At 68.3% G+C, this 24,818-nt stretch carries 21 protein-coding genes; 11 read left to right on the plus strand and 10 right to left on the minus strand.

Features of this window, described 5'->3' with window-relative positions; genetic code table 11:
* Window positions 1–103: 103 nt before the first annotated feature.
* The gene (locus GC146_RS04255) at window positions 104–1,159 is read right to left on the minus strand and encodes a spermidine/putrescine ABC transporter substrate-binding protein (protein ID WP_291834766.1); all 1,056 of its coding nucleotides are present in this window, start codon (window positions 1,157–1,159) and stop codon (window positions 104–106) included.
* Between the two features lie 30 nt (window positions 1,160–1,189).
* Window positions 1,190–2,065 (minus strand): arginine deiminase family protein, encoded by an 876-nt coding sequence (locus GC146_RS04260; protein ID WP_291834769.1) that lies wholly within the window; start codon window positions 2,063–2,065, stop codon window positions 1,190–1,192.
* A gap of 77 nt (window positions 2,066–2,142) precedes the next feature.
* Here GC146_RS04260 and GC146_RS04265 point away from each other — a divergent pair, with 77 nt between their 5' ends.
* The gene (locus GC146_RS04265) at window positions 2,143–3,051 is read left to right on the plus strand and encodes a LysR family transcriptional regulator (protein ID WP_291834772.1); all 909 of its coding nucleotides are present in this window, start codon (window positions 2,143–2,145) and stop codon (window positions 3,049–3,051) included.
* A 96-nt stretch (window positions 3,052–3,147) separates the two neighbouring features.
* On the opposite strand, the gene GC146_RS04270 is transcribed toward GC146_RS04265, so the two are convergent.
* The 4 genes from GC146_RS04270 to GC146_RS04285 form a co-directional block, all read right to left on the minus strand.
* Window positions 3,148–3,996 carry a fumarylacetoacetate hydrolase family protein gene (locus GC146_RS04270; protein WP_291834775.1) on the minus strand — a complete coding sequence of 283 codons (849 nt, stop codon included), beginning with the start codon at window positions 3,994–3,996 and terminating at the stop codon, window positions 3,148–3,150.
* Between the two features lie 11 nt (window positions 3,997–4,007).
* Window positions 4,008–4,754, minus strand: coding sequence for an SDR family oxidoreductase (locus tag GC146_RS04275; protein ID WP_291834777.1), 747 nt, complete (start codon window positions 4,752–4,754; stop codon window positions 4,008–4,010).
* A 12-nt stretch (window positions 4,755–4,766) separates the two neighbouring features.
* Window positions 4,767–6,281 carry an altronate dehydratase family protein gene (locus tag GC146_RS04280; RefSeq protein ID WP_291834780.1) on the minus strand — a complete coding sequence of 505 codons (1,515 nt, stop codon included), beginning with the start codon at window positions 6,279–6,281 and terminating at the stop codon, window positions 4,767–4,769.
* Between the two features lie 65 nt (window positions 6,282–6,346).
* On the minus strand, window positions 6,347–7,369 hold the full coding sequence (locus GC146_RS04285) for an aldo/keto reductase (RefSeq protein WP_291834783.1): 1,023 nt from the start codon (window positions 7,367–7,369) through the stop codon (window positions 6,347–6,349).
* A gap of 130 nt (window positions 7,370–7,499) precedes the next feature.
* Between GC146_RS04285 and GC146_RS04290 the strand changes: the two genes are divergently transcribed.
* The gene (locus GC146_RS04290; protein ID WP_291834785.1) at window positions 7,500–8,435 is read left to right on the plus strand and encodes a ribokinase; all 936 of its coding nucleotides are present in this window, start codon (window positions 7,500–7,502) and stop codon (window positions 8,433–8,435) included.
* A 3-nt stretch (window positions 8,436–8,438) separates the two neighbouring features.
* On the opposite strand, the gene GC146_RS04295 is transcribed toward GC146_RS04290, so the two are convergent.
* The gene (locus tag GC146_RS04295) at window positions 8,439–9,290 is read right to left on the minus strand and encodes an IclR family transcriptional regulator (RefSeq protein ID WP_291834788.1); all 852 of its coding nucleotides are present in this window, start codon (window positions 9,288–9,290) and stop codon (window positions 8,439–8,441) included.
* Between the two features lie 193 nt (window positions 9,291–9,483).
* Between GC146_RS04295 and bhcA the strand changes: the two genes are divergently transcribed.
* From bhcA to bhcD, 4 genes are read left to right on the plus strand one after another with little or no spacing between them, the layout of a single operon-like run.
* Window positions 9,484–10,674, plus strand: a complete 1,191-nt coding sequence (gene bhcA, locus GC146_RS04300; protein WP_291834790.1) for an L-aspartate--glyoxylate aminotransferase BhcA — start codon at window positions 9,484–9,486, stop codon at window positions 10,672–10,674.
* Window positions 10,671–11,633: a beta-hydroxyaspartate dehydratase BhcB gene (bhcB, locus tag GC146_RS04305; RefSeq protein ID WP_291834793.1), complete on the plus strand. Its 963-nt coding sequence runs from the start codon at window positions 10,671–10,673 to the stop codon at window positions 11,631–11,633. The genes bhcA and bhcB overlap by 4 nt, the downstream gene beginning before the upstream one ends.
* Before the next feature lie 12 nt (window positions 11,634–11,645).
* A complete protein-coding gene (gene bhcC / locus GC146_RS04310; protein ID WP_291834796.1) occupies window positions 11,646–12,809 on the plus strand; it encodes a 3-hydroxy-D-aspartate aldolase BhcC in 1,164 nt (387 codons plus the stop codon).
* A 1-nt stretch (window position 12,810) separates the two neighbouring features.
* The gene (gene bhcD / locus GC146_RS04315) at window positions 12,811–13,785 is read left to right on the plus strand and encodes an iminosuccinate reductase BhcD (RefSeq protein ID WP_291834799.1); all 975 of its coding nucleotides are present in this window, start codon (window positions 12,811–12,813) and stop codon (window positions 13,783–13,785) included.
* Between the two features lie 3 nt (window positions 13,786–13,788).
* Here bhcD and GC146_RS04320 read toward each other — a convergent pair whose 3' ends face one another.
* Window positions 13,789–14,478 carry a GntR family transcriptional regulator gene (locus tag GC146_RS04320; RefSeq protein ID WP_291834802.1) on the minus strand — a complete coding sequence of 230 codons (690 nt, stop codon included), beginning with the start codon at window positions 14,476–14,478 and terminating at the stop codon, window positions 13,789–13,791.
* Window positions 14,475–15,839 (minus strand): formimidoylglutamate deiminase, encoded by a 1,365-nt coding sequence (locus GC146_RS04325; RefSeq protein WP_291834804.1) that lies wholly within the window; start codon window positions 15,837–15,839, stop codon window positions 14,475–14,477. The genes GC146_RS04320 and GC146_RS04325 overlap by 4 nt, the downstream gene beginning before the upstream one ends.
* A 76-nt stretch (window positions 15,840–15,915) precedes the next feature.
* Here GC146_RS04325 and hutI point away from each other — a divergent pair, with 76 nt between their 5' ends.
* From hutI to ade, 5 genes are all read left to right on the plus strand, one after another.
* On the plus strand, window positions 15,916–17,103 hold the full coding sequence (gene hutI / locus GC146_RS04330) for an imidazolonepropionase (protein WP_291834807.1): 1,188 nt from the start codon (window positions 15,916–15,918) through the stop codon (window positions 17,101–17,103).
* A complete protein-coding gene (hutH, locus tag GC146_RS04335; protein WP_291834810.1) occupies window positions 17,100–18,611 on the plus strand; it encodes a histidine ammonia-lyase in 1,512 nt (503 codons plus the stop codon). Before hutI ends, hutH begins: the two co-directional genes overlap by 4 nt.
* The gene (hutG, locus tag GC146_RS04340) at window positions 18,608–19,405 is read left to right on the plus strand and encodes an N-formylglutamate deformylase (protein ID WP_291834813.1); all 798 of its coding nucleotides are present in this window, start codon (window positions 18,608–18,610) and stop codon (window positions 19,403–19,405) included. Before hutH ends, hutG begins: the two co-directional genes overlap by 4 nt.
* A 2-nt stretch (window positions 19,406–19,407) precedes the next feature.
* On the plus strand, window positions 19,408–21,087 hold the full coding sequence (hutU, locus tag GC146_RS04345) for a urocanate hydratase (RefSeq protein ID WP_291834818.1): 1,680 nt from the start codon (window positions 19,408–19,410) through the stop codon (window positions 21,085–21,087).
* 165 nt (window positions 21,088–21,252) lie between these two features.
* On the plus strand, window positions 21,253–22,950 hold the full coding sequence (gene ade, locus GC146_RS04350) for an adenine deaminase (RefSeq protein ID WP_291834821.1): 1,698 nt from the start codon (window positions 21,253–21,255) through the stop codon (window positions 22,948–22,950).
* A 15-nt stretch (window positions 22,951–22,965) separates the two neighbouring features.
* Here the strand turns inward: ade and sulP are convergent, their stop codons facing one another.
* Window positions 22,966–24,717, minus strand: coding sequence for a sulfate permease (sulP, locus tag GC146_RS04355; protein ID WP_291834824.1), 1,752 nt, complete (start codon window positions 24,715–24,717; stop codon window positions 22,966–22,968).
* Window positions 24,718–24,818: the final 101 nt, after the last annotated feature.

Below are 24,818 nucleotides of genomic sequence, written 5' to 3' on the forward strand. Positions count from 1 at the left end.
CGCGCCACGGAGCGGGCGGCAGCCACTTCGCCCTCCTCGGGAGATCGCGTGGCGATCCTCCCGCGAAGCGGCCGCCGTCCTTCTTGCCTGACGGTCATCGCACTCAATGCGCCAGGAATCGCGTCCACATGTCCTGCATCGCCTGGTCCAGCGCCGCGTCGGGCGCGGGGTAAAGCTGGGCACGGGCGAGGTAGGAGGGCTGGTCATCCCAGCGCAGCGCCACCTTCTGGTCGGCCGTCAGCACGTCGCCGGCCGCCTTGTTGGTGGGCATCCCCCAGTAGCACGAGGAGGTGGCAAGCCGTGCCTGCCCCTCGGGCGACAGGATGTATTTCACGAATTCCAGCGCCATATCGGGGTGTTTGGCCCCGGCGACCACGCCGATGGACTGCGACCAGCGCACCGCGCCCTGTTCGGGCATGATCCAGTCGAGGTTGGGGTTCTCGGCGTGCAGGCCTGCCGTCACCCATTCGCCGCCGCCGAAGAGGATGTCGACCGCGCCGGTCGCCAGCGCCGTCTGCGAGGACACGACCTCGCCCACCGACGCTGCCGAATCCTTCAGCTTCATCAGCGCGTCCTCGATCTTGGGCAGGTCGGCCAGTGTCAGGTCGGCGGTCTTCATGCCAAGGCCCATTGCGACCATGCCGATCACCGGCAGGTAGTAGTCGTAGACGGCGATCCGGCCCTTGAAGTCGCCCGACCACAGTTTGGTCATGTCGGCCATGTCGGTGGCCTTGACCGTGTCGGAGTTGAACGAGACCGTGTTGTAGCCGAACTTTTCCGAAATCGCGTAGGTCTTGCCGTCGATCACCTGCTGGTCGGCCATCACCATTTCGGGGAACATCGTGTCATAGGGCAACTGGTCGGTCGGCAGGGGGGCAAGGATGTTGGCCTCGACCGCGCGGCGCACGTCGATGCCGTCGATCACCAGCACGTCCCAGTCGCCCGGCTTCGATTGCGCGAGGATCGACAGCGCCTGACCGGTGCCTTCGTATTCCTTGAGGTTGACCTTGACGTTGTGCGCCTCCTCGAAGGGCTTGATCAGCGCGTCGTCGGTATGGTCGCACCAGACCAGCGCGTTCAACTCGTCCTGCGCCAGTGCGGCGGTGGTCCAGAAGGTGGTGCCGGCAAGGGCCGCCAGCAGGGTAAGGGTCTTTTTCATCGTGACGTCTCCCTGTTGATTATCGAGGTGTCAGAGCGGCAGGCGAGCCAGCGGCATCGTCATGCAATGCGCGCTGCCGCCACCGTGGGCGAAAAGCCGAAGGTCGGGGTCGTAAACGGTGATGCCCTCGGCACGCAGGGCCGCGTTGACCTTGGCCGAGTGGTGGGGCGACAGCACCCTGTCGTCGCCGAGGCTAAGAAGGTTGCAGGCCATGTCGGCCATCGCGTCGCGGTAGCCTACATTGATATGGGCGATGCCGTGGGCCGCCAGCCAGTCTAGGAACTCGGGCGGCAGGGCATCTTCGCAGGCCAGCGCGAGGCGGTCGGTGACCATGCAGAAGATCACGTCGAGATGCAGGAAATGGTCATCGAAGGGGACCAGCAGCACCTCCCACCCGGCCTCGCGCAGCCAGCCGGCATATTGTTCGGCGCCCGCCTCGCTGGTGCGGCCGCCGGAATGGCCGATGGCGCACAGGCCGGGGCGGATGACGTGGATGTCGCCGCCCTCGATCGTGCCGGCGGTGGCCATGTGCCAGAAGCGCGGCCCGTAGAAATCGAGGATCGCGGCATATTCGCCGCGCCGCTGCGGCATCGCCAGCATGGTCAGCACCGGCCCGCCGGGCGACACCTGGCTGCTGTCGCGGGTATAGACCTGGTAGGGCAGGCCGGGCGCGGGGGTGACATGGTGCAGCCGCACGCCCGCCTCGGACAGCGCGGCCTCGAACTCGGCATATTCGGCCATCAGCGCGGCGCGGTCCATCGGCCGGCCCTCGGCCAGCGTGGCGCGCGCGATCGCGTTGGTGGGGATCCACGCGTAATGGTCGGGACGGCAGAGCAGCACGTCGGTCAGACGGCCGGTTTCCGAGGTCAGGGTCCAGAGCGGGGAATCGGGGTGCGCGGTATCCATGCACGAGATTGTGAGGGCAAAGCTACTGCGGTAAAATAGGAATGATCCGAAGTTCACTTTGACAAGGTCAAACCGAAATGGTCCAGAAAAGCATCGACAGCGTCGATTTCCGCCTCTTGCAGGTCTTTGTCGCGGTGGTCGAGGCGGGCGGCTTTGCCGCGGCCGAGGTTACGCTGAACCTTGGCCTGTCGACGATCTCGGCGCATATGAAGGCGCTGGAGACGCGGCTGGGCCTGACGCTGTGCCAGCGTGGGCGGGCGGGGTTTGCCCTGACCGAGCCGGGGGCTGCCGTCTATGCCGAGGCGCGGCAGCTGATCTCGGCGGGCGAGGGGTTTGCCGCGCGGGTGGCGGGCCTGCGGTCGCGCCTTGCGGGGCCGGTGCGGCTGGGGCTGCTCGACGCCATCATCGGCGATCCGGCGGCGCGCATCACCGAGGGGCTGGCCGTCTTTGCCCGCGCCGCGCCCGAGGCCGAGATCAGGCTGATCCGCCGCCCGCCCGACGAATTGCTGCGCGACGTGGCGGGCCGCGCGCTCGACATCGCGGTGGGCAGTTTCCCGCGGGTGGCGGTGGGGCTGGATTACATCGATCTCTACCAGGAGCGGCATGCCTTCTACTGCGGCAAGGGCCATCCGCTTCACGACCTGCCCGATGCCGAGATCACCCCCGACACGATCCGCCGGCACCGGCTGATCGGGCGCAGCTACTGGGCCGCGCGCGACCTGTCGGCCTTCGCGGGCGAGCGGGTGGGGGCGGTGGTGGCCGACATGGAAAGCGCCGCGTTGCTGATCCTGACCGGCGCCTTCCTTGGCTACCTGCCCGAGCATTACGCGGCCCCCTACGTGGCGGCGGGGCGGATGCGGGCGCTGGCGCCCGACCGCTTCGGCTATGTCGCGCAGTTCCAGCTGGCCTACCTGCAGGACCGGCTGGAGGTGCCCCGCATCGCCGCGCTGGTCGAGGCGCTGCGCCGGGCGCATGGGCGGGGTTAGGTGACAAGGGCAGGGGCGAGGGATCTCGGTGCGCCCGGCGGAAACGCCGGGCAGCCCCCGACCGCCCCCCCGGGCGGGGGCTGCCCTCGGCGTCCCTCAGCCCTCCCAGCCGCGGACCTTCTGGCTCTGTTCGCCCAGGCCCTCGACACCGAGGCGCATTTCCTGCCCCGGGCGCAGGTAGACCTGCGGCTTCTGCCCCATGCCCACGCCCGGCGGCGTGCCGGTCGAGATGATGTCGCCGGGCTGCAGCGACATGAACTGGCTGACATAGCTGACCAGATGCGCCACGCCGAAGATCATCGTCGCGGTCGAGCCGTCCTGCCGCCGCTTGCCGTCAAGGTCCAGCCAGAGGTGCAGCGCCTGCGGGTCCGGCACCTCGTCGCGCGTTACCAGCCAAGGGCCGATGGGGCCGAAGGTATCGGCCGACTTGCCCTTCACCCATTGCCCACCGCGCTCCATCTGGAAGGCGCGTTCGGACAGGTCGTTGACCACGCAATAGCCCGCGACATGGTTCAGCGCCTCGGCCTCGGAGACATAGCGCGCCTCGGTCCCGATCACGACGCCAAGCTCCACCTCCCAGTCGGTCTTTTCCGAACCCTTGGGGATGATCACGTCGTCGTTCGGCCCGATGATGGCGCTGGTCGCCTTGAAGAAGATGATCGGCTCGGAAGGCGGGGTCGCGCCCGTCTCGGCGGCATGGTCGGAATAGTTCAGGCCGATGCAGACGAACTTGCCCACGTTGCCCACGCAGGGGCCGATGCGCGGGTCACCTTCGACCACCGGCAGATCCTCGAGGTCGAGCGCGCGCAGCCGGTCGAGATGCACGTCGTTCAAGGTGCCGCCGGTGATGTCGCCCAGGTGTTCGGACAGGTCGCGGATGCGGCCCTCGGCATCGAGAAGGCCGGGTTTCTCGGCGCCGCTGGGGCCGAAGCGAAGCAGTTTCATGGTCTTTCTCCTCAGGTGTTGGTCCAGCCACCATCGATGGCGATGGCCTGGCCGGTGACGAAGGCGCTTTCATCGCTGGCAAGATAGACGGCCAGCGCGGCAATCTCGGAGGGTTGCCCGATCCGGCCCATCGGCTGGCGGGCAATGAAGGCGGCGCGCGCGGCCTCGACATCGCCCGAGGCGCGGCCCGCGGCCTCGACCCGCGCGTGCCAGCTGGGGCTTTCCACCGTGCCGGGGCAGATCGCGTTGGCGCGGATGCCGCGTGTGACGAAATCGGCGGCGACGGATTTGACCATGCCGATGATCGCGGCCTTGGTCGCGCCGTAGATAAAGCGGTTGGGCGCGGCGATCATCGACGACACCGCGGAGGCAATGGTGACGATCGAACCGCCCCCGGCGTCGAGCATGCCGGGCAGAAAAGCGCGGGTGACCTGGTAGGTGCCGCGAAAGTTGATCGCCACGGAGCGTTCGAACTGCGCGGCATCGCAATCGAAGATGGTGCCGTGCGCAACAAAACCAGCGCAATTGAACAGTACATCGACGGTGCCGACCGCCCCGGCCATCGCCTGCACCGCGTCATTGTCGGTGACGTCAAGGACATGGGTTTCCATCCCGTCGGCCTTCAGGTCATCCAGTAATTCGGCGTTGATATCGGTCGCGATCACCCGCGCGCCCTCGGCCAGAAAGGCCCGCGCCGTTGCCTGCCCGATGCCCGCGCCCGCCGCCGTCACGAACGCCGTCTTTCCTGCCAGCCGCATGGCCGCCCCTCCCTACATCACCGCGCCGATTTGCCATGGCACGAACTCGGCCCCGCCAAAGCCCAATGCCTCGCTCTTGGTGGCCTCTCCCGAGGCGACGCGCAACATCAGATCGAGGATTTCGGCGCCCTTGGTGGCGATCGGCACACCCGCGTCAAGGATGTCGCCGCAGCCGATATCCATGTCTTCGGCCATCCGGTTGTGCATCTGGGTATTGGTCGAAAGCTTGATGCAGGGCACCGGCTTGAACCCGGAGACGGAACCGCGGCCGGTGGTAAAGGCGATCAGGTTGGCGCCACTGGCGATTTGGCCGGTGACCGAGCATGGATCGTAGCCCGGACTGTCCATGTAGACGAACCCCGGCGTGGTCGCGGGCTCTGCGTATTTGTAGACGGCGCGCAGCGGTGCCGTGCCGCCCTTGGCGACCGCGCCCAGCGACTTTTCAAGGATCGTGGTCAGGCCGCCCTTCTTGTTGCCGGGGCTGGGGTTGTTGTCCATCTGGCCACCGTTGCGGGCGGTGTAGTCCTCCCACCAGCGGATACGGTCGATCAGCGCCTCGCCCACCTCGGGGCTGACGGCGCGACGTGTCAGCAGGTGTTCGGCCCCGTAGATCTCGGGCGTTTCCGACAGGATCGTCGTGCCGCCCATCGCCACCAGCAGGTCCGAGGCGGCGCCGAGTGCGGGGTTGGCGGTGATGCCGGAATAGCCGTCCGACCCGCCGCATTGCAGTCCGATCGTCAGGGCAGAGGCCGGCGCGGGCGCGCGGGTGGCTCGGCCTGCGTCCTGCGCCATTTCGCGCAGCATGGCCACGCCGCGTTCAACGGTGGCGCGGGTGCCGCCGGTTTGCTGGATGGTCATGTAGCGGAAGGCGCCATCGGCGCGCAGGCGGCCCTGACCCACAAGGTCTGGCACCTGCATCACCTCGCAGCCAAGGCCCACAAGCAGGATCGCGCCGAAATTGGGGTTGCGTGCCCAGCCCTGCAGCGTGCGGTAGAGCGTGGCATAGCCCTCGTCATCAGCGGCAAGGCCGCAGCCCGTGCCATGGACGATGGGCACTACGCCGTCGATGCCGGGCATCGCGCGCAGCCAGTCGGACTGCTCGGCCGCCTCGGCGATGAACCGGGCGACCGAACCGGCGCAGTTCACCGAGGTCAGGATGCCAAGGTAGTTGCGCGTACCGACCCGCCCGTCGGCGCGGTGATAGCCCATGAACTCGCGCAAAGGGCCCGGATCTGGCAAGGTGCGCAGGTCGGTGCCGAATGCGAAATCTGCGGCATGATCGCCCATGCCAAGGTTGTGGGTATGCACATGGGCCCCGGGCACGATGGCCTCGGTCGCCTGCCCGATGGTCTGGCCGTAGCGCAGAACCCGTTCGCCCGGCGCGATGGCCCGCGCGGCCAGCTTGTGCGCGCGCGGCACCGGGCCGGGCAGGGTGAGGCCGTCGATCCGGGTGCCCGTGGGCAGGTCGGCCAGTGCGATCAGCACGTTGTCGTCTGGATGCAGGCGAAGCGTTTGGCGGGACACCATGAAGGCTCTTTCGGTCAAGGGGGCAGCGGACATGCTAGGGGGCGGGCGCCCCGGCGCGCAAGGGGTCAGGGTGCATCGGGATGCATGAGCCCGGCGGCCTTCAGATCGGCCCAGAGGGCGGCGGGAATGGTGGCGGTAGCGGCGCGCAGGTTCCCTTCCATCTCGGCCAGTCCCTGCCCGCCGGGCACGACGGACACAACCGCCGGGTGGCGCAGTGGAAACTGCAGGGCCGCGCCGACCAGCGGCACGCCGTGATCGCGGCAGATCGCGTCGATCCGCGCGACGCGGGCAAGGATCTCGGGCGGGGCCGGGTCGTAATTGTAGAAGGCGCCGGGGCGCGGCCCGGTGGCGAGGATGCCCGAATTGTAGGGCCCGCCGATGATCACGCCGATGCCGCGCGCGGTGCAAAGCGGCAGGAAGGTATCGAGCGCCTCCTGTTCCAGCAGCGTGTATCGGCCGGCCAGCAGGAAGATGTCGAAATCGCCCCGTTCGGCCAGCCATTGCGCGCCGCGCCAGTCGTTGATGCCCGCGCCGAAGGCCCGGATCACGCCCTGCTCGCGCAGTGAAATCAACGCCTTGTAGCCGCTCGCCATCAAGTCGGCGCGCTTTTCCTCCACCCGCGCCTCGGAGCCAAGATCGAAGGCATCGAGGCTGTGGACGTAAAGGATATCAACCCTGTCGACGCCCAGACGCTCCAGCGAAAACTCAAGGCTGCGCAGGATGCCGTCGTAGGTATAGTCCAGCACCTCGGTCCGCGCAGGTACGTCGAACCACTTGTCCTGCCCGTCGCGGCCTTCGGGCGTGGTGGGGCCCAGCAGCCGGCCGACCTTGGTGGACAGCACGTAATCCGCGCGCGGCTTGCCCCGCAGGAACCGGTTGAGCCGTGTTTCGGCCAGGCCCAGCCCGTAAAGCGGCGCGGTGTCGAAATGGCGCACGCCGCCCGCCCAGGCCCGTTCCATTACCGCCTGTGCGTCGTCGTCCGAGACCGCACGGTAAAGGTTGCCCAGCGGCGCCGTGCCAAGTCCCAGTTCGGTGAACCGCAGCGCGCCCCGGCCGCCCCTGTCCCAGACCCGTGTCGCCAGTGCCATTGCCGCCCTCCATTGCCTGCCGCCAGACTAGGGGCAAAGCGCGGCCGCGTCAGCCGTCCTGCGCATGGCCGCTGGCGGGCCCGTGCGGGCGCGGCTAGTCTTGGCCTGCGTTGCAGACAGGAGAGTGCCGATGACCACCCATGCCCCGATCGTGATCCTTGGCATCTTCGTGGCCGATACCGCGTTTCGCGCCACGCGCATGCCGCGCATGGGCGAGACGCTACTGGGTCAGTCCTTTGCCCTCGGGCCGGGCGGCAAGGGATCAAACCAGGCGGTGGCGGCGGCGCGCGCGGGAGGTCAGGCACATGTGCTGACCCGGCTGGGCCGCGACGCCTTTGCCCAGATGGCGCGTGACATCTGGGCCGAGGCCGGGGTGACGCCCGAGGTCATCGAAGATGCACAAAGCTACACCGGCGCGGCCTTCATCTTTGTCGATGCGGCAACCGGCGACAACGCGATCATCGTCAGCCCCGGTGCGGCGGCGCGCATCTCGGCCGCCGATGTCGAGGCGCATGCGGCGCTGATCGGGGGTGCCAAGGTGTTTGTCACCCAACTGGAACAGCCGATGGAGGCGGCGCTGCGTGCGTTGCAGATCGCGCGCGCCGGAGGTGCCCTGACCATCCTGAACCCGGCCCCGGCCGCCGCCCTGCCCGAGGGGATGCTGGCGCTGGCCGACATCGTTACCCCGAACGAGACCGAGGCCGAGGGGCTGACAGGCCTGCCCGTCACCACGATGCCCGAGGCCGAAACGGCGGCGCGTGCCCTGCGGGCCAAGGGCGCCGGCGCGGTAGTGATCACGCTGGGCGAGAAGGGCGCACTTTACCACGACGCGGAGCACATGGTGCATGTGCCGGCCTTTCACGCCGGCCCGGTCGTCGAAACAACGGGGGCGGGCGATGCCTTCAACGGCGCGATGGCCGTGGCGCTGGCCGAAGGGGCGGAGCCGGTGCGCGCGGTGCGGTTTGGCTGTGCCGCGGCAGCAATTTCTGTCACCCGGGGCGGGGCGGCCGCGTCGATGGCGACGCGCACCGAGATCGACACGCTGATCGCGCGTCACGCGATGTAGGTCTCAGTCGGCGGAAATCATGCTGCCGCCGATCCCTTCGGTGATCGTCCGGGCCGCATCGCGCACGGCCTCGCCGAATCCCGCAATTCGGGTCGGGTCGAACCGGCTGGTCGGCCCGGAGATCGAGATGCCGGCCACAGCCTCGCCCCGCGCATCGAAGATGGCCGCGCCGATGCAGCACATGCCGAGATAGCGCTCTTCGCGGTCAAACGACCAGCCGCGCGCGCGGGTCTCTGCCATGTCGGCGAAGAAGGCCGCAGGCTCGGTCAGGGTGGCGGGGGTGAAGCGGGGCAGGCCCGCGCGTTCCAGCATCCGGCGGACGCGGGCCTCGTCGAGGGTGGCCAGAATCGCCTTGCCGGTGCCGGAGGCATGCATCGCTGTGCGGGTGCCGGGGGCAAAAAAGGCGCGGATCGGGTTCGGCGTCTCGACCTGCCCCACGAACACCACCTCGGCCCCGGTGCCCGAAGTATCCGGTACGGCGAGGTTGGCGGTCTCACCCGTCGCCTCCATCAGGCGGCGCATCACCGGGCGGCCCACCTCCTGCAGGCTGGTGCGCGCAAGGTAGGCCGTGCCGGTCCGATAGGCCTCAAGCCCGACCATCCAGTGCTGCGTGGCCTCGTCGAAGGCAGCATAGCCTTGTTTCTGCAGGGTGGTCAGGATGCGGTGCGTGGTGGGTGCGGGCACGCCCACGGCCAGCGACAGGTCCGTCAGGCTGGCATGGCCCGCGCGGGCCAGCGCGCTGAGCACAATCAAGGCCCGGTCCAGCGCCTGCATCGTCCCGGCTGAGGATTCGGAGAAGGTCAGGCGCGGACGGCCGCGCGGCTTTTTCGGAGTTTGGGCCATGACGAGCAGCATAGCAGCCGCGAGGCAGAGGAGAACATGGTTTTGAAAATATTTTTTGATTTGGTGAGACTGAGGCGCAGGTGAAATTAGGATAATTTATGTATTTCAGTGTGTTGTATACGTCTATCAGCTTTTGGAAAAGCGTTTCGAAAAAATTGCGCCCCGTTCCTTCGCCTGCGATGATGCGGGACAAGGAGGAACCCCCATGTCCGATCAGAACCCGGTCTTCATTCCCGGCCCCACCAACATTCCCGACCGGCTGCGCCTTGCCATGCAGATGCAGACCCGCGACCACCGCGCGCCCGATTTCGTCGATACGCTGCTGCCGGTACTGGAAGGTGCCAAGCGCGTGTTCGGCACCAGCGACGGCAAGGTGATCCTGTTTCCGGCATCTGGCACGGGCGGTTGGGAGGCCGCGGTCAGCAACACGCTGTCGCCCGGCGACACGGTTCTGGTGGCGCGTTACGGCATGTTCTCGCACAAGTGGATCGACCTTTGCCAGCGGCACGGGCTGGACGTGCAGGTGATCGACTGCGCCTGGGGCAGCGGCGCGCCGGCCGACCGGTTCGAGGCGGCGCTGAGCGCCGACAAGGCGCACAAGATCAAGGCCGTGCTGGTCACGCATAACGAGACCGCCACCGGCGTGACATCGGACATCGCGGGCGTGCGCGCGGCAATGGATGCCGCCAGCCACCCGGCGCTGCTGATGGTCGACGCAGTGTCGTCGCTGGCCTCGATGCCGTTCGAAATGGATGCCTGGGGCGTCGATATCTGCGTTTCGGGCTCGCAGAAGGGGTTCATGCTGACGACCGGCATGGCGATCGTTGCGGTCTCGCCCAAGGCGCTGGCGGCGATGGAAACGGCGAAACTGCCGCGCACCTTCTTCAGCTTCGCCGACATGCTGGCGCTGAACCCGACCGGCGGTTACCCCTACACGCCGCCGCTGCAACTGATCTATGGGTTGCGCGAAAGCCTGAAGATGCTGGAGGAAGAGGGGCTGGAAAACGTCTATGCCCGCCATTCCCGTCTGGCCACCGGCGTGCGCAAGGCGGTGGCGGGCTGGGGGTTGCGGCTGGTCGCGGAGGCGCCGGCGCTCTACTCCGACACGGTCAGCGCCATCTACGTGCCCGACGGCTTTGACAGCGACGAGCTGACCAACCACATCTTCCATGAATACGGCGTCAGCTTCGGCGTGGGGCTGGGGCAGATGAAGGGCCGGGCCTTCCGCATCGGGCACCTTGGCATGCTGACCGACGTGATGGTGCTGTCGGGCCTCGCCACGGTGGAAATGGCGATGGCCGACCTGGGATACCCGGTCGCACTCGGGTCGGGCGTCACAGCGGCGCAGGAGTATTTTCGAACATCAAGGCCGCAGAAACTGAGGAAGGCAGCATGAATTCTGATACTTTTCCAACATGGTCCGATGTTGTGCAGGCCCATGCGCGGATCGTCCGGTACATCCACCGAACGCCGGTGCTGACGTCGTCCTACCTCAATGAACGCACCGGGGCAGAGCTGTTCTTCAAGTGCGAGAACTTCCAGAAGGCAGGCGCCTTCAAGGTGCGCGGCGCCTGCAACGCGGTGTTTGGCCTGCCCGAAGAAAAGCTGGCGAAGGGCGTTGCCACCCATTCCAGCGGCAACCACGCGCTAAGCCTCAGCTATGCCGCCGGGCGGCGCGGCATCCCCTGTACCGTCGTCATGCCCCGCACCGCGCCCGAGGCCAAGAAGGCCGCCGTGCGGGGTTATGGCGGCAAGATCGTGGAATGCGAGCCCTCGACCAGCAGCCGCGAGGCCGTCTTTGCCGAGGTCGTGGCCGAGACGGGGGCGGAATTCGTCCACCCTTACAACGATTTGCGGGTCATCACCGGGCAGGCGACGTGCAGTCGCGAATTGTTCGAACAAGTGCCCGAGCTTGACGCCGTGATCGCCCCCATCGGTGGGGGCGGCATGATCTCGGGCACCTGCCTGACGGTGTCCGAGACCCAACCGGGCGTCAAGGTTTATGCCGCCGAGCCGGAACAGGCCGACGATGCCTATCGCAGCTTCAAGGCGGGTCACATCATTGCCGACGACGCGCCGGTCACGGTGGCCGACGGGCTGAAGGTGCCGCTGAAGGAAAACACCTGGCACTACGTGTCGAACTACGTCTCCGACATCTTCACCGCCACCGAGGAAGAGATCATCGCCGCGATGCGTCTGACATGGGAGCGGATGAAGATCGTGATCGAGCCAAGCTGCGCCGTGCCGCTGGCGGCGATCTGGAAAAACCCGGAGGTGTTCCGGGGCAAGCGCGTCGGCGTCATCATCACCGGCGGCAACGTGGACTTGGGCAAGCTGCCCTGGATGAAGGGCTGAAAGGAGCGCGCGATGACCAAGCATATGAACCTGTCCGACCTAGAGGTCGGCTATGACATTCCCGCGCTGCCGGGCACGGACGAGGCGGACATCCAGACGCCCTGCCTTGTGCTGGACCTCGACGCGCTGGAGCGCAACATCACCAAGATGGGCGACATCGCCAAGGCGATGGGCGTGCGCCACCGCGTGCATGGCAAGATGCACAAGTCGGTCGACGTGGCCTTGCTGCAGGAGCGGCTGGGCGGGTCCTGCGGCGTCTGCTGCCAGAAGGTGAGCGAGGCCGAGGTCTTTGCCCGTGGCGGCATCAAGGATGTGCTGGTGTCGAACCAGGTGCGCGACCCTGCCAAGATCGACCGTCTGGCGCGGCTGCCGAAACTGGGCGCGCGCACTATCGTTTGCGTCGATGACCTGGCCAACGTGGCCGACCTGTCGGCGGCGGCGCAAAAGCATGGAACGCAGATCGAATGCCTTGTCGAGATTGATTGCGGCGCGGGCCGTTGCGGCGTGACCACGACGCCCGAAGTGGTGGAGATTGCGCGCGCGATCGACGCGGCGCCGGGACTGAAGTTTGCCGGTATTCAAGCCTATCAGGGCGCGATGCAGCACCTCGACAAATACGAAGACCGCAAGGCCAAGATCGACCTTGCCGTGGCGCAGGTGGCCGATGCTGTGGCTGGGCTGAAAGAGGTGGGGCTGGAGTGTGACATCGTCGGCGGCGGTGGCACCGGCAGCTATTACTTCGAGGGAACCTCTGGCGTTTACAACGAGTTGCAGGCGGGCAGTTATGCCTTCATGGATGCCGATTACGGCCGCATCCTTGACAAGGACGGCCACCGCATCGACCAGGGCGAATGGGAGAATGCGCTGTTCATCCTCACCTCGGTGATGAGCCACGCCAAGCCCGGCAAGGCGATCTGCGACGCGGGACTGAAGGCGCAATCGGTCGACAGCGGCCTGCCGGTGATCTTTGGCCGGACGGACGTGAAATACGTCAAATGCTCGGATGAGCATGGCGTGATCGAGGACCCCGATGGCCACCTGAAGGTCAACGACAAGCTGCGGCTGGTGCCGGGCCACTGCGACCCGACCTGCAATGTGCATGACTGGTACGTCGGCGTGCGGAACGGCAAGGTCGAGGTGGTCTGGCCGGTTTCGGCGCGCGGCAAGGCGTTCTGAGATGGCCGAGATCGTGATCGTCCCCGAGGCGGCCTGCGCCAGGGCTGTCTCCGAAGCCGATGCCTTTACCGCGGTCGAGGCCGTCTTTGCGGCGATGGCCAGGGGCGAGGCGCGCAATTTTCCGGTGATCCGCGAGGCGCTGGGCCATGCCGATGCGCTTTACGGATTCAAGTCGGGGTTCGACCGGGCGGGGCTGGCGCTGGGCGTGAAATCGGGCGGGTTCTGGCCGCATAACGCGGAGATCGGGCTGACTAATCACCAGTCCACGATCTTCCTCTTCGACCCCGATACCGGGCAATTGCGCGCGCTGGTCGGCGGCAATTACCTGACGGCGGTGCGCACGGCGGCGGCAGCGGCCGTGTCTGTCGCACATCTGGCGCGGCCGGATGCACAGGTGCTGGGGATGATCGGCGCGGGTCATCAGGCGGCGTTTCAGCTATCTGCGGTGCTGCGCCAGCGCAAGTTCACCCGCGTCGTGGCGTGGAACCGCGATCCGGCCAAGCTCGACCGGCTTGCTGCGGTTGCGGAAAAGGCCGGCGTGGGATTCGAGGCGGCAGAGCCGCAGGCGGTCTGCGCGGCGGCCGACGTGATCGTGACCATCACCAGTTCCTTCGCGCCGCTCCTGAAGGATGGCTGGGTCCGGCCCGGCACACATCTGGCATGTATGGGCACCGACACGGCGGGCAAGCAGGAGGTGGCAGCCGGGATTGTGGGCGCGGCCAGCGTCTTTACCGATGAGGTCGCGCAATCCGTGACGATTGGCGAGGCACAACATGCGGTGAAAGCGGGGCAGCTGTCGGCCGAGGCGATCATCCCGCTGGGCGCGGTGATCAACGGGGCGCATCCGGGCCGCCAGTCGGGCGACGAGATCACGCTGTTCGACGGCACCGGTGTGGGCTTGCAGGACCTTGCGGTGGCGCAGGTGGCGATGCGGGTGGCGGCCGAACAGGGGCTGGCGCAGACCGTCAGCCTTTGACGCCTAGAGCGCCGTTTTCATCGCGTAGCCAGGCCCGTAGGCCAGCCGCACCCACGTGATCGGCTGCGCGCCCGCCCATGTCGTGCGGGTGACGGTGAAAAGCGCGGCCCCCGGCGCGCAAGCAAGCAGGGCGGCTTCCTCCACCGTCGCAGGCGCCGCGGCCAGCGCAATATCGCCGTGGCTGAAGGGCGCGTTGACGATCAGCCATTCATTGGCGCTTTGCGCCGCGAAATCGGCCTCGCGGATACCGGGCGCGGCGGCGGGGTTCACCCAGCGATCCTCGATCACGAAGGGCCGTTTATCCGCGGTATGAACGGCGCTGAGGTGCAGCAGCGGCCCCGTCAGGCCAAGGGCGGCGGCGACGGGGGCCGGGGGCTGCGCCATCTCCTGCCGCAGCAGGCGGTAGCCGGGCACATGCCCCGCGCCCTCGATCTCGGCGCGGATGATCGGGATCGACAGCGTCGCGCGGCGTACCGGGTGCAGCGCCACGCGGGTGCCCGCGCGGCGGCGCCGGTCCAGCCAGCCGGCCTCGGCCAGGGCCTGCAACGCGCGGTTGACGGTCGCGCGGGCCACGCCGAAGTCGCGCGCCAAGTCGGCCTCGTTGGGAATCGCGCTGCCCGGCGGCCAGCGCCGGTCGCGGATGCGGGCCAGCACCTCGTCCTGAACCTCCTGCCATCCCTTCGGGCCGCTCATGCCGCCTCGCGCAAGCGGCGCAGCGTGGCGCGGTAGCGATCGGTGATGGCGTCATGCCCGCGGTGCCGCCCCGCCTGCACCACGTGGCGGCCCGCGGCCCAGAGATCGGCCACCCGGCCGGGACTGGCAAAGATCCAGGCGTCAAGCGTGGTATCGCCCATCGTGCCATCAAGGTCGGCCTCGTCGCGGTCGAGAGCGACCAGATCGGCCCAAAGGCCCGGCGCGATGGCGCCGGAGGGCCGGCCCGCGGCCTGCGCGCCGCCTCTTGCCGCGCCGTCCCACAACATCCGCCCGGTCGAGCGGCCGGGCGTGGCCAACGCGGCGCGGCTGTGATCGCGCAGGCGCTGGGAATGGTCGAGCTGGCGCAGTTCCTCAGCCAGCGAGATGCGCAGGTTGCTGTCCGAGCCGATGCCCCAGCGCCCGTCCGCGCCGTGCCACCGCACGCCGTCGAAGATGCCGTCGCCAAGGTTCGCCTCGGTGATCGGGCACAGGCCCGCGACCGCGCCGGTGGCCGCAAGACCCAGCGTTTCCTCCGCCGTCATCCGGGTGCAGTGGATCAGGCACCAGCGCGCGTCCGGCGGGGCCGTGTCGAGAAGCCAGCGCACCGGGCGCGCGCCGTGGGCGGCCAGCACCTCGTCCACCTCGGCCTGTTGTTCGGCCAGGTGCATGTGCAGCGGACCGCCCGTCAGCGCGGCAAGGCGGGGCAGGTCGTCGGGCGCGACGGCGCGCAGCGAATGGGGCGCGGCACCCAGCACGGCATCGGCGGGCAGGGCGCGCAAGGCGCGGGCCGCGCCCTGATGCAGGCGGGCGAAGCTGTCGGGCGTCGTGCCGAAGCGTACCTGACCAGGACCAAGCGCGCGGCCATCGCAGCCGCCGAAGCGGTAAAGCACGGGCAGCAGCGTCAGGCCGATGCCGGTGGCCGCGGCGGCGGCGGCGATGCGGGCCGACATCTCGGCCGGGTCGTCATAGGGGCCGCCGCCGGGGCGATGGTGCAGGTAGTGAAACTCGACATTCGTCGCGAATCCGGCCTCGAGCATCTGCATCTGCACGAAGGCGGCGATTGCCTCGACATCGTCGGGCGTCAGCCGGTCGAGGAAGCGGAACATCAGTTGCCGCCATGTCCAGAAACTGTCGCGCGGGTCGGGGCCGCGCGCCTCTGTCAGGCCGGCCATCGCGCGTTGGAAGGCATGGGAATGCAGGTTGGCGGGGGCAGGCAGCAGCGTGTCGACGGCCTGCGCCCCCGGCGGGGCCGGTGCGCCTTCCGTCACCGCCGCGATGCGCCCGTCGGCGCCGATCGTCACCGTCACGTCGCTGGCCCAGCCCTGCGGCAGTAGCGCCTGCCGCGCCCGGATCTCCGCCATCTGCATCCCCTTGACAGGTTAATATGTCTATACATAATAGCCGCCATCCCGCGCCGATCAAGAGGGTTTCGCGCCGATGATCCTGACCCATGCCACGCTAGCCACCATGACCGGGCCCGCGCCCTACGGGCTGGTGCGCGACGGGGCCGTGGTGGTGGATGAGGGGCGCATCGCCTGGGCCGGGCCGATGGCGCAACTGCCGGCCGCCTCGGGCGAAGTAGTGGATTGCGGCGGGCGGTTGCTGACGCCCGCGCTGATCGATTGCCACACCCATGTCGTCTTTGCCGGCGACCGCGCGGCCGAGTTCGAGATGCGGCTGAATGGGGCCAGCTACGCCGATGTGGCGCGCGCCGGCGGCGGCATCCTGTCAACCGTGCGCGCGACGCGGGCGGCGGACGAGGCGGCGTTGCTGGCCGCCGCCCTGCCGCGCGTCGATGCGCTGATCGCCGAGGGCGTGGCGGTGATCGAGATCAAGTCGGGCTATGGCCTTGATACCGAGACCGAGCTGCGGATGCTGCGCGTCGCGCGCCGGATCGGGCTGGTGCGTCCGGTGCGGGTGGTGACCAGCTTTCTTGGCGCCCACGCCGTGCCCCCTGAATTCGCGGGCCGGGCGGGCGATTACCTGTCGGAGGTTTGCCTTCCCACCCTACGCGCGGCCCATGCCGGGGGGCTGGTCGACGCGGTGGACGGGTTTTGCGAGGGCATCGCCTTTGGCGTGGACGAGATCGCGCAAGTGTTTGCCGTGGCCCGAGAATTGGGATTGCCGGTCAAGCTGCATGCCGAGCAGCTGACACAGAGCGGTGGTACCGCGCTGGCCGCGCAGGCGGGCGCGCTGTCGGCCGATCACGTCGAATATGCCACCGCCGGGGATGCCGCGATGATGGCGGCCGCCGGCACGGTGGCGGTGCTGTTGCCGGGCGCCTTCTACACCTTGCGCGAAACGCAGGCGCCCCCCGTGGCCGCCTTTCGCGCGGCGGGCGTGCCGATGGCGCTGGCGACCGATTGCAACCCCGGCTCTTCGCCCATGACATCGCTTCTGCTGGCGATGAACATGGGCTGCACGCTGTTCCGCCTGACGCCCGAAGAGGCGCTGGCAGGCGTGACGCGCCACGCCGCCCGCGCGCTGGGCCTGACCGATTGTGGGCGAATCGCGCCGGGATTGCGCGCCGATCTCTGCCTGTGGGACGCCGAGCATCCTGCGGAACTGGCCTATCGCATCGGCTTCAACCCGCTTTCACGGCGCATGATCGGAGGTGCCCTGTGACGCTGACCCTGACCCCCGGCGCGGCGACGCTGGTCGATCTTGAAACCCTGTGGCGCAGGGGCGTGGCGGCGCGGCTGGACCCTGCGGCGCGGGCGGGCGTCACGGCGGCCGCTGCGCTGGTGGCTCAGGCGGCGGCGGGCGAGGCGGCGGTTTACGGGGTCAATACCGGGTTCGGCAAGCTGGCCTCGGTCAAGATCGCGGCAAAGGACACCGCGACGTTGCAGCGCAACCTGATCCTGTCGCATTGCTGTGGCGTGGGCGAGGCGCTGGAAGAAAACACCACCCGTCTGATGATGGCGTTGAAGCTGTTGTCGCTGGGCCGGGGCGCCTCGGGCGTGCGCTGGGAGTTGATCGCGCTGATCGAGGGGATGCTGGCCGCGGGGGTGACGCCGATGATCCCGGTTCAGGGATCGGTCGGGGCTTCCGGTGATCTTGCCCCGCTGGCGCACATGGCCGCGGTGATGATCGGCGCGGGCGAGGCGCGGGTGGATGGCCGCGTGATGCCGGGCGGCGAGGCGCTGGCGCAGGCCGGGCTGACCCCCGTGGTGCTGGGCGCGAAAGAGGGGCTGGCGCTGATCAACGGCACGCAGTTTTCCACCGCCTGTGCGCTGGCCGGCCTTTTCGCCGCCTGCCGCGCGGCCCAAGCGGCGGTGATCGTCAGTGCGCTGTCAACGGATGCGATCATGGGATCGACCGCGCCGCTGGAACCCGCGATCCACACCTTGCGCGGCCATCCGGGGCAGATCGCCGTCGCCGCGCGGATGCGCGAGCTGATGGCTGGATCGGAGATTCGCGAAAGCCATCGCGCCGGCGACACGCGCGTGCAGGATCCCTACTGCATCCGCTGCCAGCCTCAGGTAACCGGGGCCGCGATGGACGTTTTGTCGTTTGCAGCCAATACACTGGAGATTGAAGCGAATGCAGTCACCGACAACCCGCTGGTGCTGGTGGACGAGGGTCTGATCGTCTCGGGCGGAAATTTCCATGCCGAGCCGGTGGCCTTCGCCGCCGACCAGATCGCCATCGCCGTGGCCGAGATCGGGGCCATCGCGCAGCGCCGTGTCGCGCTGATGGTGGACCCGACGCTGAACCACGACCTGCCGCCGTTCCTCACGCCCGATCCCGGCCTGAACTCCGGCCTGATGATCGCTGAGGTCACGACGGCGGCGCTGATGAGCGAGAACAAGCACCTCGCCAACCCCTGTTCGACCGACAGCACGCCGACCTCCGCCAATCAGGAGGACCATGTCAGCATGGCCGCCCACGGCGCGCGGCGGCTGAAGCGGATGGTCCAGAACCTCGAGGTGATCCTTGGGGTCGAGATGATCTGCGCCGCGCAAGGTATTGATTTTCGCGCGCCCTTGCAGACCAGCCCGGCACTGCGGCGGGCCATGACGGCGATCCGTGCCCGGGTGCCCGCCATCGCGCAGGACCGGGCACTTGCCGCCGACATGACGGCGGCGGCCGACCTTGTGCGCGCCGGCACGCTGGCCGAGGCGGTGGCATGACCGCGCCGGTCGAGGTGATCCGCGGCGACGGGCCGCTGGTGCTGGGCATGCCCCATACCGGGACGTATCTGCCGCCCGAGATCGCCGCGCAGCTGAACGCGCGGGGCCGCGGCCTTGATGACACCGATTGGCATATCGAACGTCTTTACAATGACTTGGTCCCCGATGTTACAATCGTCGGGGCCACGTTCCACCGCTACGTGATCGACGCCAACCGCGACCCGTCCGGCGCCAGCCTCTATCCCGGCCAGAACACCACCGGCCTTGTTCCGCTGACCGATTTCGACGGCAACCCGATCTGGGATATACCCCCGACCGAGGCCGACACCGCCGCACGGCTCGCCGCCTTCCACGCGCCCTATCACGCCGCGCTGGAGGCCGAGATGGCGCGCGTCCAGGCCAGCCACGGCGTGGCGATCCTTTACGATTGCCATTCGATCCGCGCGCGCATCCCGTTTCTCTTCGACGGCACCTTGCCCGACCTGAACATCGGCACCAATTCGGGTGCCTCCTGCGCGCCCGAGGTCGCGGCGGCGATCATGGAAATTGCCGCCAAGGCAGAAGGTTACACGGCAATCCTCAACGGCCGCTTCAAGGGCGGCTGGACCACGCGCCATTATGGCCGTCCCGCTGCGGGCTGGCATGCGGTGCAGATGGAACTGGCCCAGTCGGCCTATCTGTCCGCCGAAGCCGCGCCCTGGGCCTATGACCCGGCCCGCGCCGACCGGCTGCGCCCGGTGCTGGCGCGCATCCTTTCCCGCCTGGCCGAGATGGCCCCCAATTTGCGAGGCTGACCATGACCAATCCCCGCCACAACCTGCGCGACATCTTCCCGCCCACCGGCACCGAGATCAGCGCCAAAAGCTGGCAGACCGAGGCCGCGCTTCGGATGCTCATGAACAACCTGCATCCCGACGTGGCCGAAAACCCGCACGAACTGGTCGTTTACGGCGGCATCGGCCGCGCCGCCCGCACCTGGGAGGATTTCGATCGCATCTGCGCCGCGCTGCGCGATCTGGAAGAGGACGAGACCCTGCTGGTGCAATCGGGCAAGCCGGTGGGCATCTTCCGCACCCATGCCGACGCCCCCCGCGTGCTGATTGCCAATTCCAACCTCGTGCCGCACTGGGCCACGTGGGAGCATTTCAACGCGCTCGATCGCAAGGGGCTGATGATGTACGGCCAGATGACGGCCGGGTCATGGATCTACATCGGCACGCAGGGCATCGTGCAAGGCACCTACGAAACCTTCGCCGAGGCCGGGCGCCAGCATTACGACGGCAACCTGACCGGTCGCTGGATCCTCACCGGGGGCCTGGGCGGCATGGGCGGCGCGCAGCCGCTGGCCGCGGTCATGGCCGGGGCCTGCTGCCTGGCGGTCGAGGTCGATGAGACGCGGATCGATTTCCGCATCCGCACCCGCTACCTCGACGCCAAGGCGCGCACGCTGGACGAGGCGCTGGCGATGATCGCGGACTGGACCGCGCGGGGCGAGGCGAAATCGGTGGGCCTTCTGGGCAACGCCGCCGAGGTTTTCCCCGAACTGGTGGCCCGGATGCGCGCGGGCGGCCCGCGCCCCGACATCGTGACCGACCAGACCTCGGCGCATGACCCGCTGCACGGCTATTGCCCCGCCGGCTGGTCGGTCGCCGGCTGGCGCGCGCGGCAAGAGAGCGACCCACAGGCGGTGGAACACGCCGCGCGGGCCAGCATGAAGGCCCATGTCGCCGCGATGGTGGAGTTCTGGAACGCGGGCGTGCCCACGCTCGATTACGGCAACAACATCCGGCAGGTGGCGCAGGACGAAGGGCTGAAGAACGCCTTTGCCTTCCCCGGCTTCGTGCCGGCCTACATCCGCCCGCTGTTCTGCCGCGGCATCGGGCCGTTCCGCTGGTGCGCGCTGTCGGGCGATCCGGCCGACATCCACGCGACCGATGCCGCGATGAAGCGGCTCTTCCCTGACAACACCCACCTGCACCGCTGGCTCGACATGGCGGCCGAACGCATCGCCTTTCAGGGTCTGCCCGCCCGGATCTGCTGGATCGGCCTCGGCGACCGTCACCGCGCCGGCCTGATGTTCAACGAGATGGTGGCGTCGGGCGAACTCAAGGCCCCCATCGTGATCGGCCGCGACCACCTTGATTCCGGCTCGGTCGCCAGCCCCAACCGCGAGACCGAGGCGATGGCCGATGGCTCGGACGCGGTCAGCGACTGGCCGCTTCTCAACGCACTTCTCAACACCGCCAGCGGCGCCACCTGGGTCAGCCTGCACCACGGCGGCGGCGTCGGCATGGGCTTCTCGCAGCATGCCGGCATGGTCATCGTCGCCGATGGCACGCCCGAGGCCGCGCGGCGCCTCGAACGGGTCCTCTGGAACGATCCGGCCACCGGCGTGATGCGCCACGCCGATGCGGGCTACCAGATTGCCCGCGACTGCGCCAAGGACCACGGGCTGCGCCTGCCCGGCATCCTCTAAGCCCTTCTTCTGGCCCCAAATACTCTCGGGGGGAGGCCCGGAACGGGCCCGGGGGGCAGACAGCCCCCCGCCACCGCCGGCGACAGCCGGCCATCGCCGGTGCCTGCGGGGGCTGGACCTCGCCGCGGCTTTGGCTTCTCCTGCGCCCAGACCGGAGGACGCCGCATGGATCAGCTTGAAACCCGCATCGCCCAGGGCCGCGGTGACCTGCCGGCAGATCTTGTCCTGCGGGGCGGGCAGGTCGTTGACGTGGTCACGGGCGACCTGATCCCCGGCGACGTGGCGATCTGCGGCGACTTGATCGTCGGCATCGGCGCCAGCTACGAGGGCACGGAGATCGTCGATGTCACCGGCCTCACGCTGGTGCCCGGTTTCATCGACACGCACCTGCACATCGAATCCTCGCTGATCACGCCCTTCGAGTTTGACCGATGCGTCACCCCGCGCGGCATCACCACCGCGATCTGCGATCCGCACGAGATTGCCAACGTGCTGGGCGTGCCCGGCATCCGCTATTTCCTCGACGCCGCGCCGCACCTGCTGATGGACCTGCGGGTCAACCTTTCTTCCTGCGTGCCCTCGACGCAGATGGAAACGGCAGGCGCCGAAATCCTTGCCGCCGACCTTGTGCCGCTGATGGACCATCCGCAGGTCATCGGGCTGGCCGAGTTCATGAATTACCCCGGCGTGATCCACCGCGAAGGGCAGGCGATGGACAAGTTGCGCGCCTTTGCCGGGCGCCACATCGATGGCCACGCGCCGATGCTGTCGGGCCGCGACCTGAACGCCTATCTCGCCGCCGGCATCCGGACCGAGCACGAGGCGACGACCGCGGCGGAGGCGCGCGAGAAGCTGCAGAAGGGCATGCGCGTGCTGATCCGCGAAGGCTCGGTCAGCAAGGACCTTGATGCGCTGCTGCCACTGCTTACCGAGGCCACCAGCGCCTACCTGTGTTTGTGCACAGACGACCGCAATCCGCTCGATATCGGCGAGCATGGCCATCTGGACTACATGATCCGCCATGCCATCGCCTGCGGGGTCAGCCCGCTGGCCGCCTACCGCGCGGCCAGCCTCAGCGCGGCCGAGGCGTTCGGGCTGAAGGACCGCGGCCAGATCGCGCCGGGGCGGCGGGCCGATATCGTGGCGGTGGGCAGCCTTGCGGCCTGCGACGCGCGCATGGTCTGGGCTGGGGGGCAGCGGGTGGATGACGCGGCCTTTGCCGCGCGCGAGACGATCGCGCCGATCGGGCGCAACTCGGTCCGGGCGCCGCGGGTGGCGGCCGCGCATTTTCGCACCGCCTCGAACCGGGTGGCGACAGACGTGATCGGCGTCATCCCCGGCAAGATCATCACCGAGCATCTGCACGAGGAGATCCCCGTCATCGACGGCGACAAGCGGCCCGATCCCGCGCGCGACCTCGTCCGCATCACGGTGATCGAACGGCACGGCAAGAACGGCAACATCGCCAACGGCTTTGTCCGTGGCTTTGGCTTGAGGCGCGGGGCCATCGCCTCGACCGTCTGCCATGACCACCACAACATCGCCGTGGTGGGGCTGGATTACGCCGACATGGCGCTGGCCGCCAACCGCCTGTCCGAGATCGAGGGCGGGTTCGTGGTGACCGAAGGCGGCCGCGTGCTGGCCGAACTGGCGCTGCCGGTGGCTGGCCTGATGAGCCTGATGAGCTTCGAGGAGGTGCGCGCGGCGCTCGTCGCCCTGCGTGCCGCCGCACGCGATCTTGGCGTGACGCTGGAGGAGCCGTTCCTGCAGCTGGCTTTCCTGGCCCTGCCGGTGATCCCGATGCTCAAGATCACCGACCGCGGGCTGGTCGATGTCCTGAAGTTCGAGATCATTCCGGGCTGAAACCGGCGCAGGGGGCTATTCCGCTGCCTGCGCCTGCGCCGCGCGCACCAGCAGGGGAGCAAGCGCCCGCACCGCGTCATACTGGCTGAGAAACACCTCGCCCGTCAGGTCGCGCAGCAGGTGCGTGCCCTTGAGCCGGTCCATCACCGGCCCCTTCACCTCCGAGAGGTGGAACCGCAGCCCCATCTCGTGCAGGCGGCCGTTGATCGCCTCGAGGCTTTCCAGCGCGCTCAGGTCGATCTCGTTGATGGCCGAACACATCAGCACCACGTCGCGGATGCGCGGGTCGGCCTGCACGCGGTCGGCGATCAGGTCCTCCAGGAAGCGGGCATTGGCGAAATAGAGGCTTTCATCGACGCGCAGCGACAGCAGGCTGGGCTGGGTCAGGACGTCGTAGCGTTTGACGTTGCGGAAATGCTGGGTGCCGGGCAGTAGGCCCACCTCGGCCACGTGGGGGCGCGAGGTCTTGTAGAGGTAAAGCAGCACCGACAGTGCCACGCCCGCGGTCACGCCCGCCGAGACGCCCATTGTCAGGGTCAGCAAAATCGTGGCGGTGACGGCGGCGAAATCGGCCCGGGAATAGGACCAGGCGCGCTTGAGGATGCCGAAATCGACAAGGCTGAGAACGGCCACGATGATGGTGGCGGCCAGCGTCGCCTTGGGCAGGTCGTGGATGTAGGGCGTCAGCGCCAGCGCCGCGATGGCAAGGCCGATGGCGGTAAAGGCACCCGCAGCGGGCGTTTCGGCCCCCGCATCGTAATTGACGACCGAGCGGGAAAAGCCGCCCGTCACCGGGTAGCCGCCGGTAAAGGCCGCGCCGATATTGGCCGCGCCCAGCCCGATCAGTTCCTGGTCCGAGATCACCCGCTGGCGCTTCTTGGCGGCAAGCGTTTGCGCCACCGAGATCGATTCGACGAAACCGATGATCGAGATCAGCACCGCGGGCAGCGCCAGTTGCGCGATGAGGTCGAGCGAGAAATTGGGCAGGGTGAAGGGCGGCAGCGCCTGCGGCACGTCGCCCACCACCTTTACCCCCAGCGCATCGAGGCCCAGCACCCAGACCGCCGCCGTGCTGACCGCGACGGCCGCCACGGGCCCGGCCTTGGTGGCGATATCGGCGCCGCGCGGGCCCATCCCGGCCTTGCGCAGCAGCGGTTTCAGCCCCTTTCTGACCCAGAACAGGAAGGCCGTCGCGCTGATCCCGATGACCAGCGTGGGGGCGTTGGCATTGCCGACATGGCCGATGATCGAGGCGACGAGGCCGGTCAGCGTCTCGCCCTCGGCCTTGATGCCCATGATGTTGCCGACCTGGCTGGCCGCGATGATCAGCCCCGAGGCGGTGATGAACCCCGCGATCACCGGGTGCGACAGGAAATTGGCGAGAAAACCCAGCCGCAGGAACCCCAGCGCCATCAGGAACAGGCCCGAAAGCAGCGCCAGCGTCAGCGCGGCGGTGGCATAATCGGCGGTGCCCACTTGCGCGACCTCGCCCACCGCGGCCGCCGTCATCAGCGAAACCACCGCGACCGGCCCCACGGCCAGCGCGCGGCTGGTGCCGAAGACGGCATAAAGCAGGATCGGCACGATCGAGGCGTAAAGCCCCGCCTCGGGCGGCAGGCCCGCCAGCAGCGCATAGGCCAGCGATTGCGGGATCAGCATGATCGTCACGATCACCGCCGCGATCAGGTCATTGGCAAAGGCGGAGCGGTCATAGCGGCGGCCCCAGTCGAGAACGGGAAGGTAACGGGCAAGGCGGGCGGCGGTCATGGCGGGAACTCTCGGGCACGGGGATAATACATTATAATAATAAAATGTATTGCGAATGCAAGGCGGCGACATGCGGCGGGGCTGTGCGCGGGGCGGGGGGC

The sequence above is a fragment of the Limimaricola sp. genome, assembly GCF_016125575.1.
Classification (GTDB): domain Bacteria; phylum Pseudomonadota; class Alphaproteobacteria; order Rhodobacterales; family Rhodobacteraceae; genus WGLM01.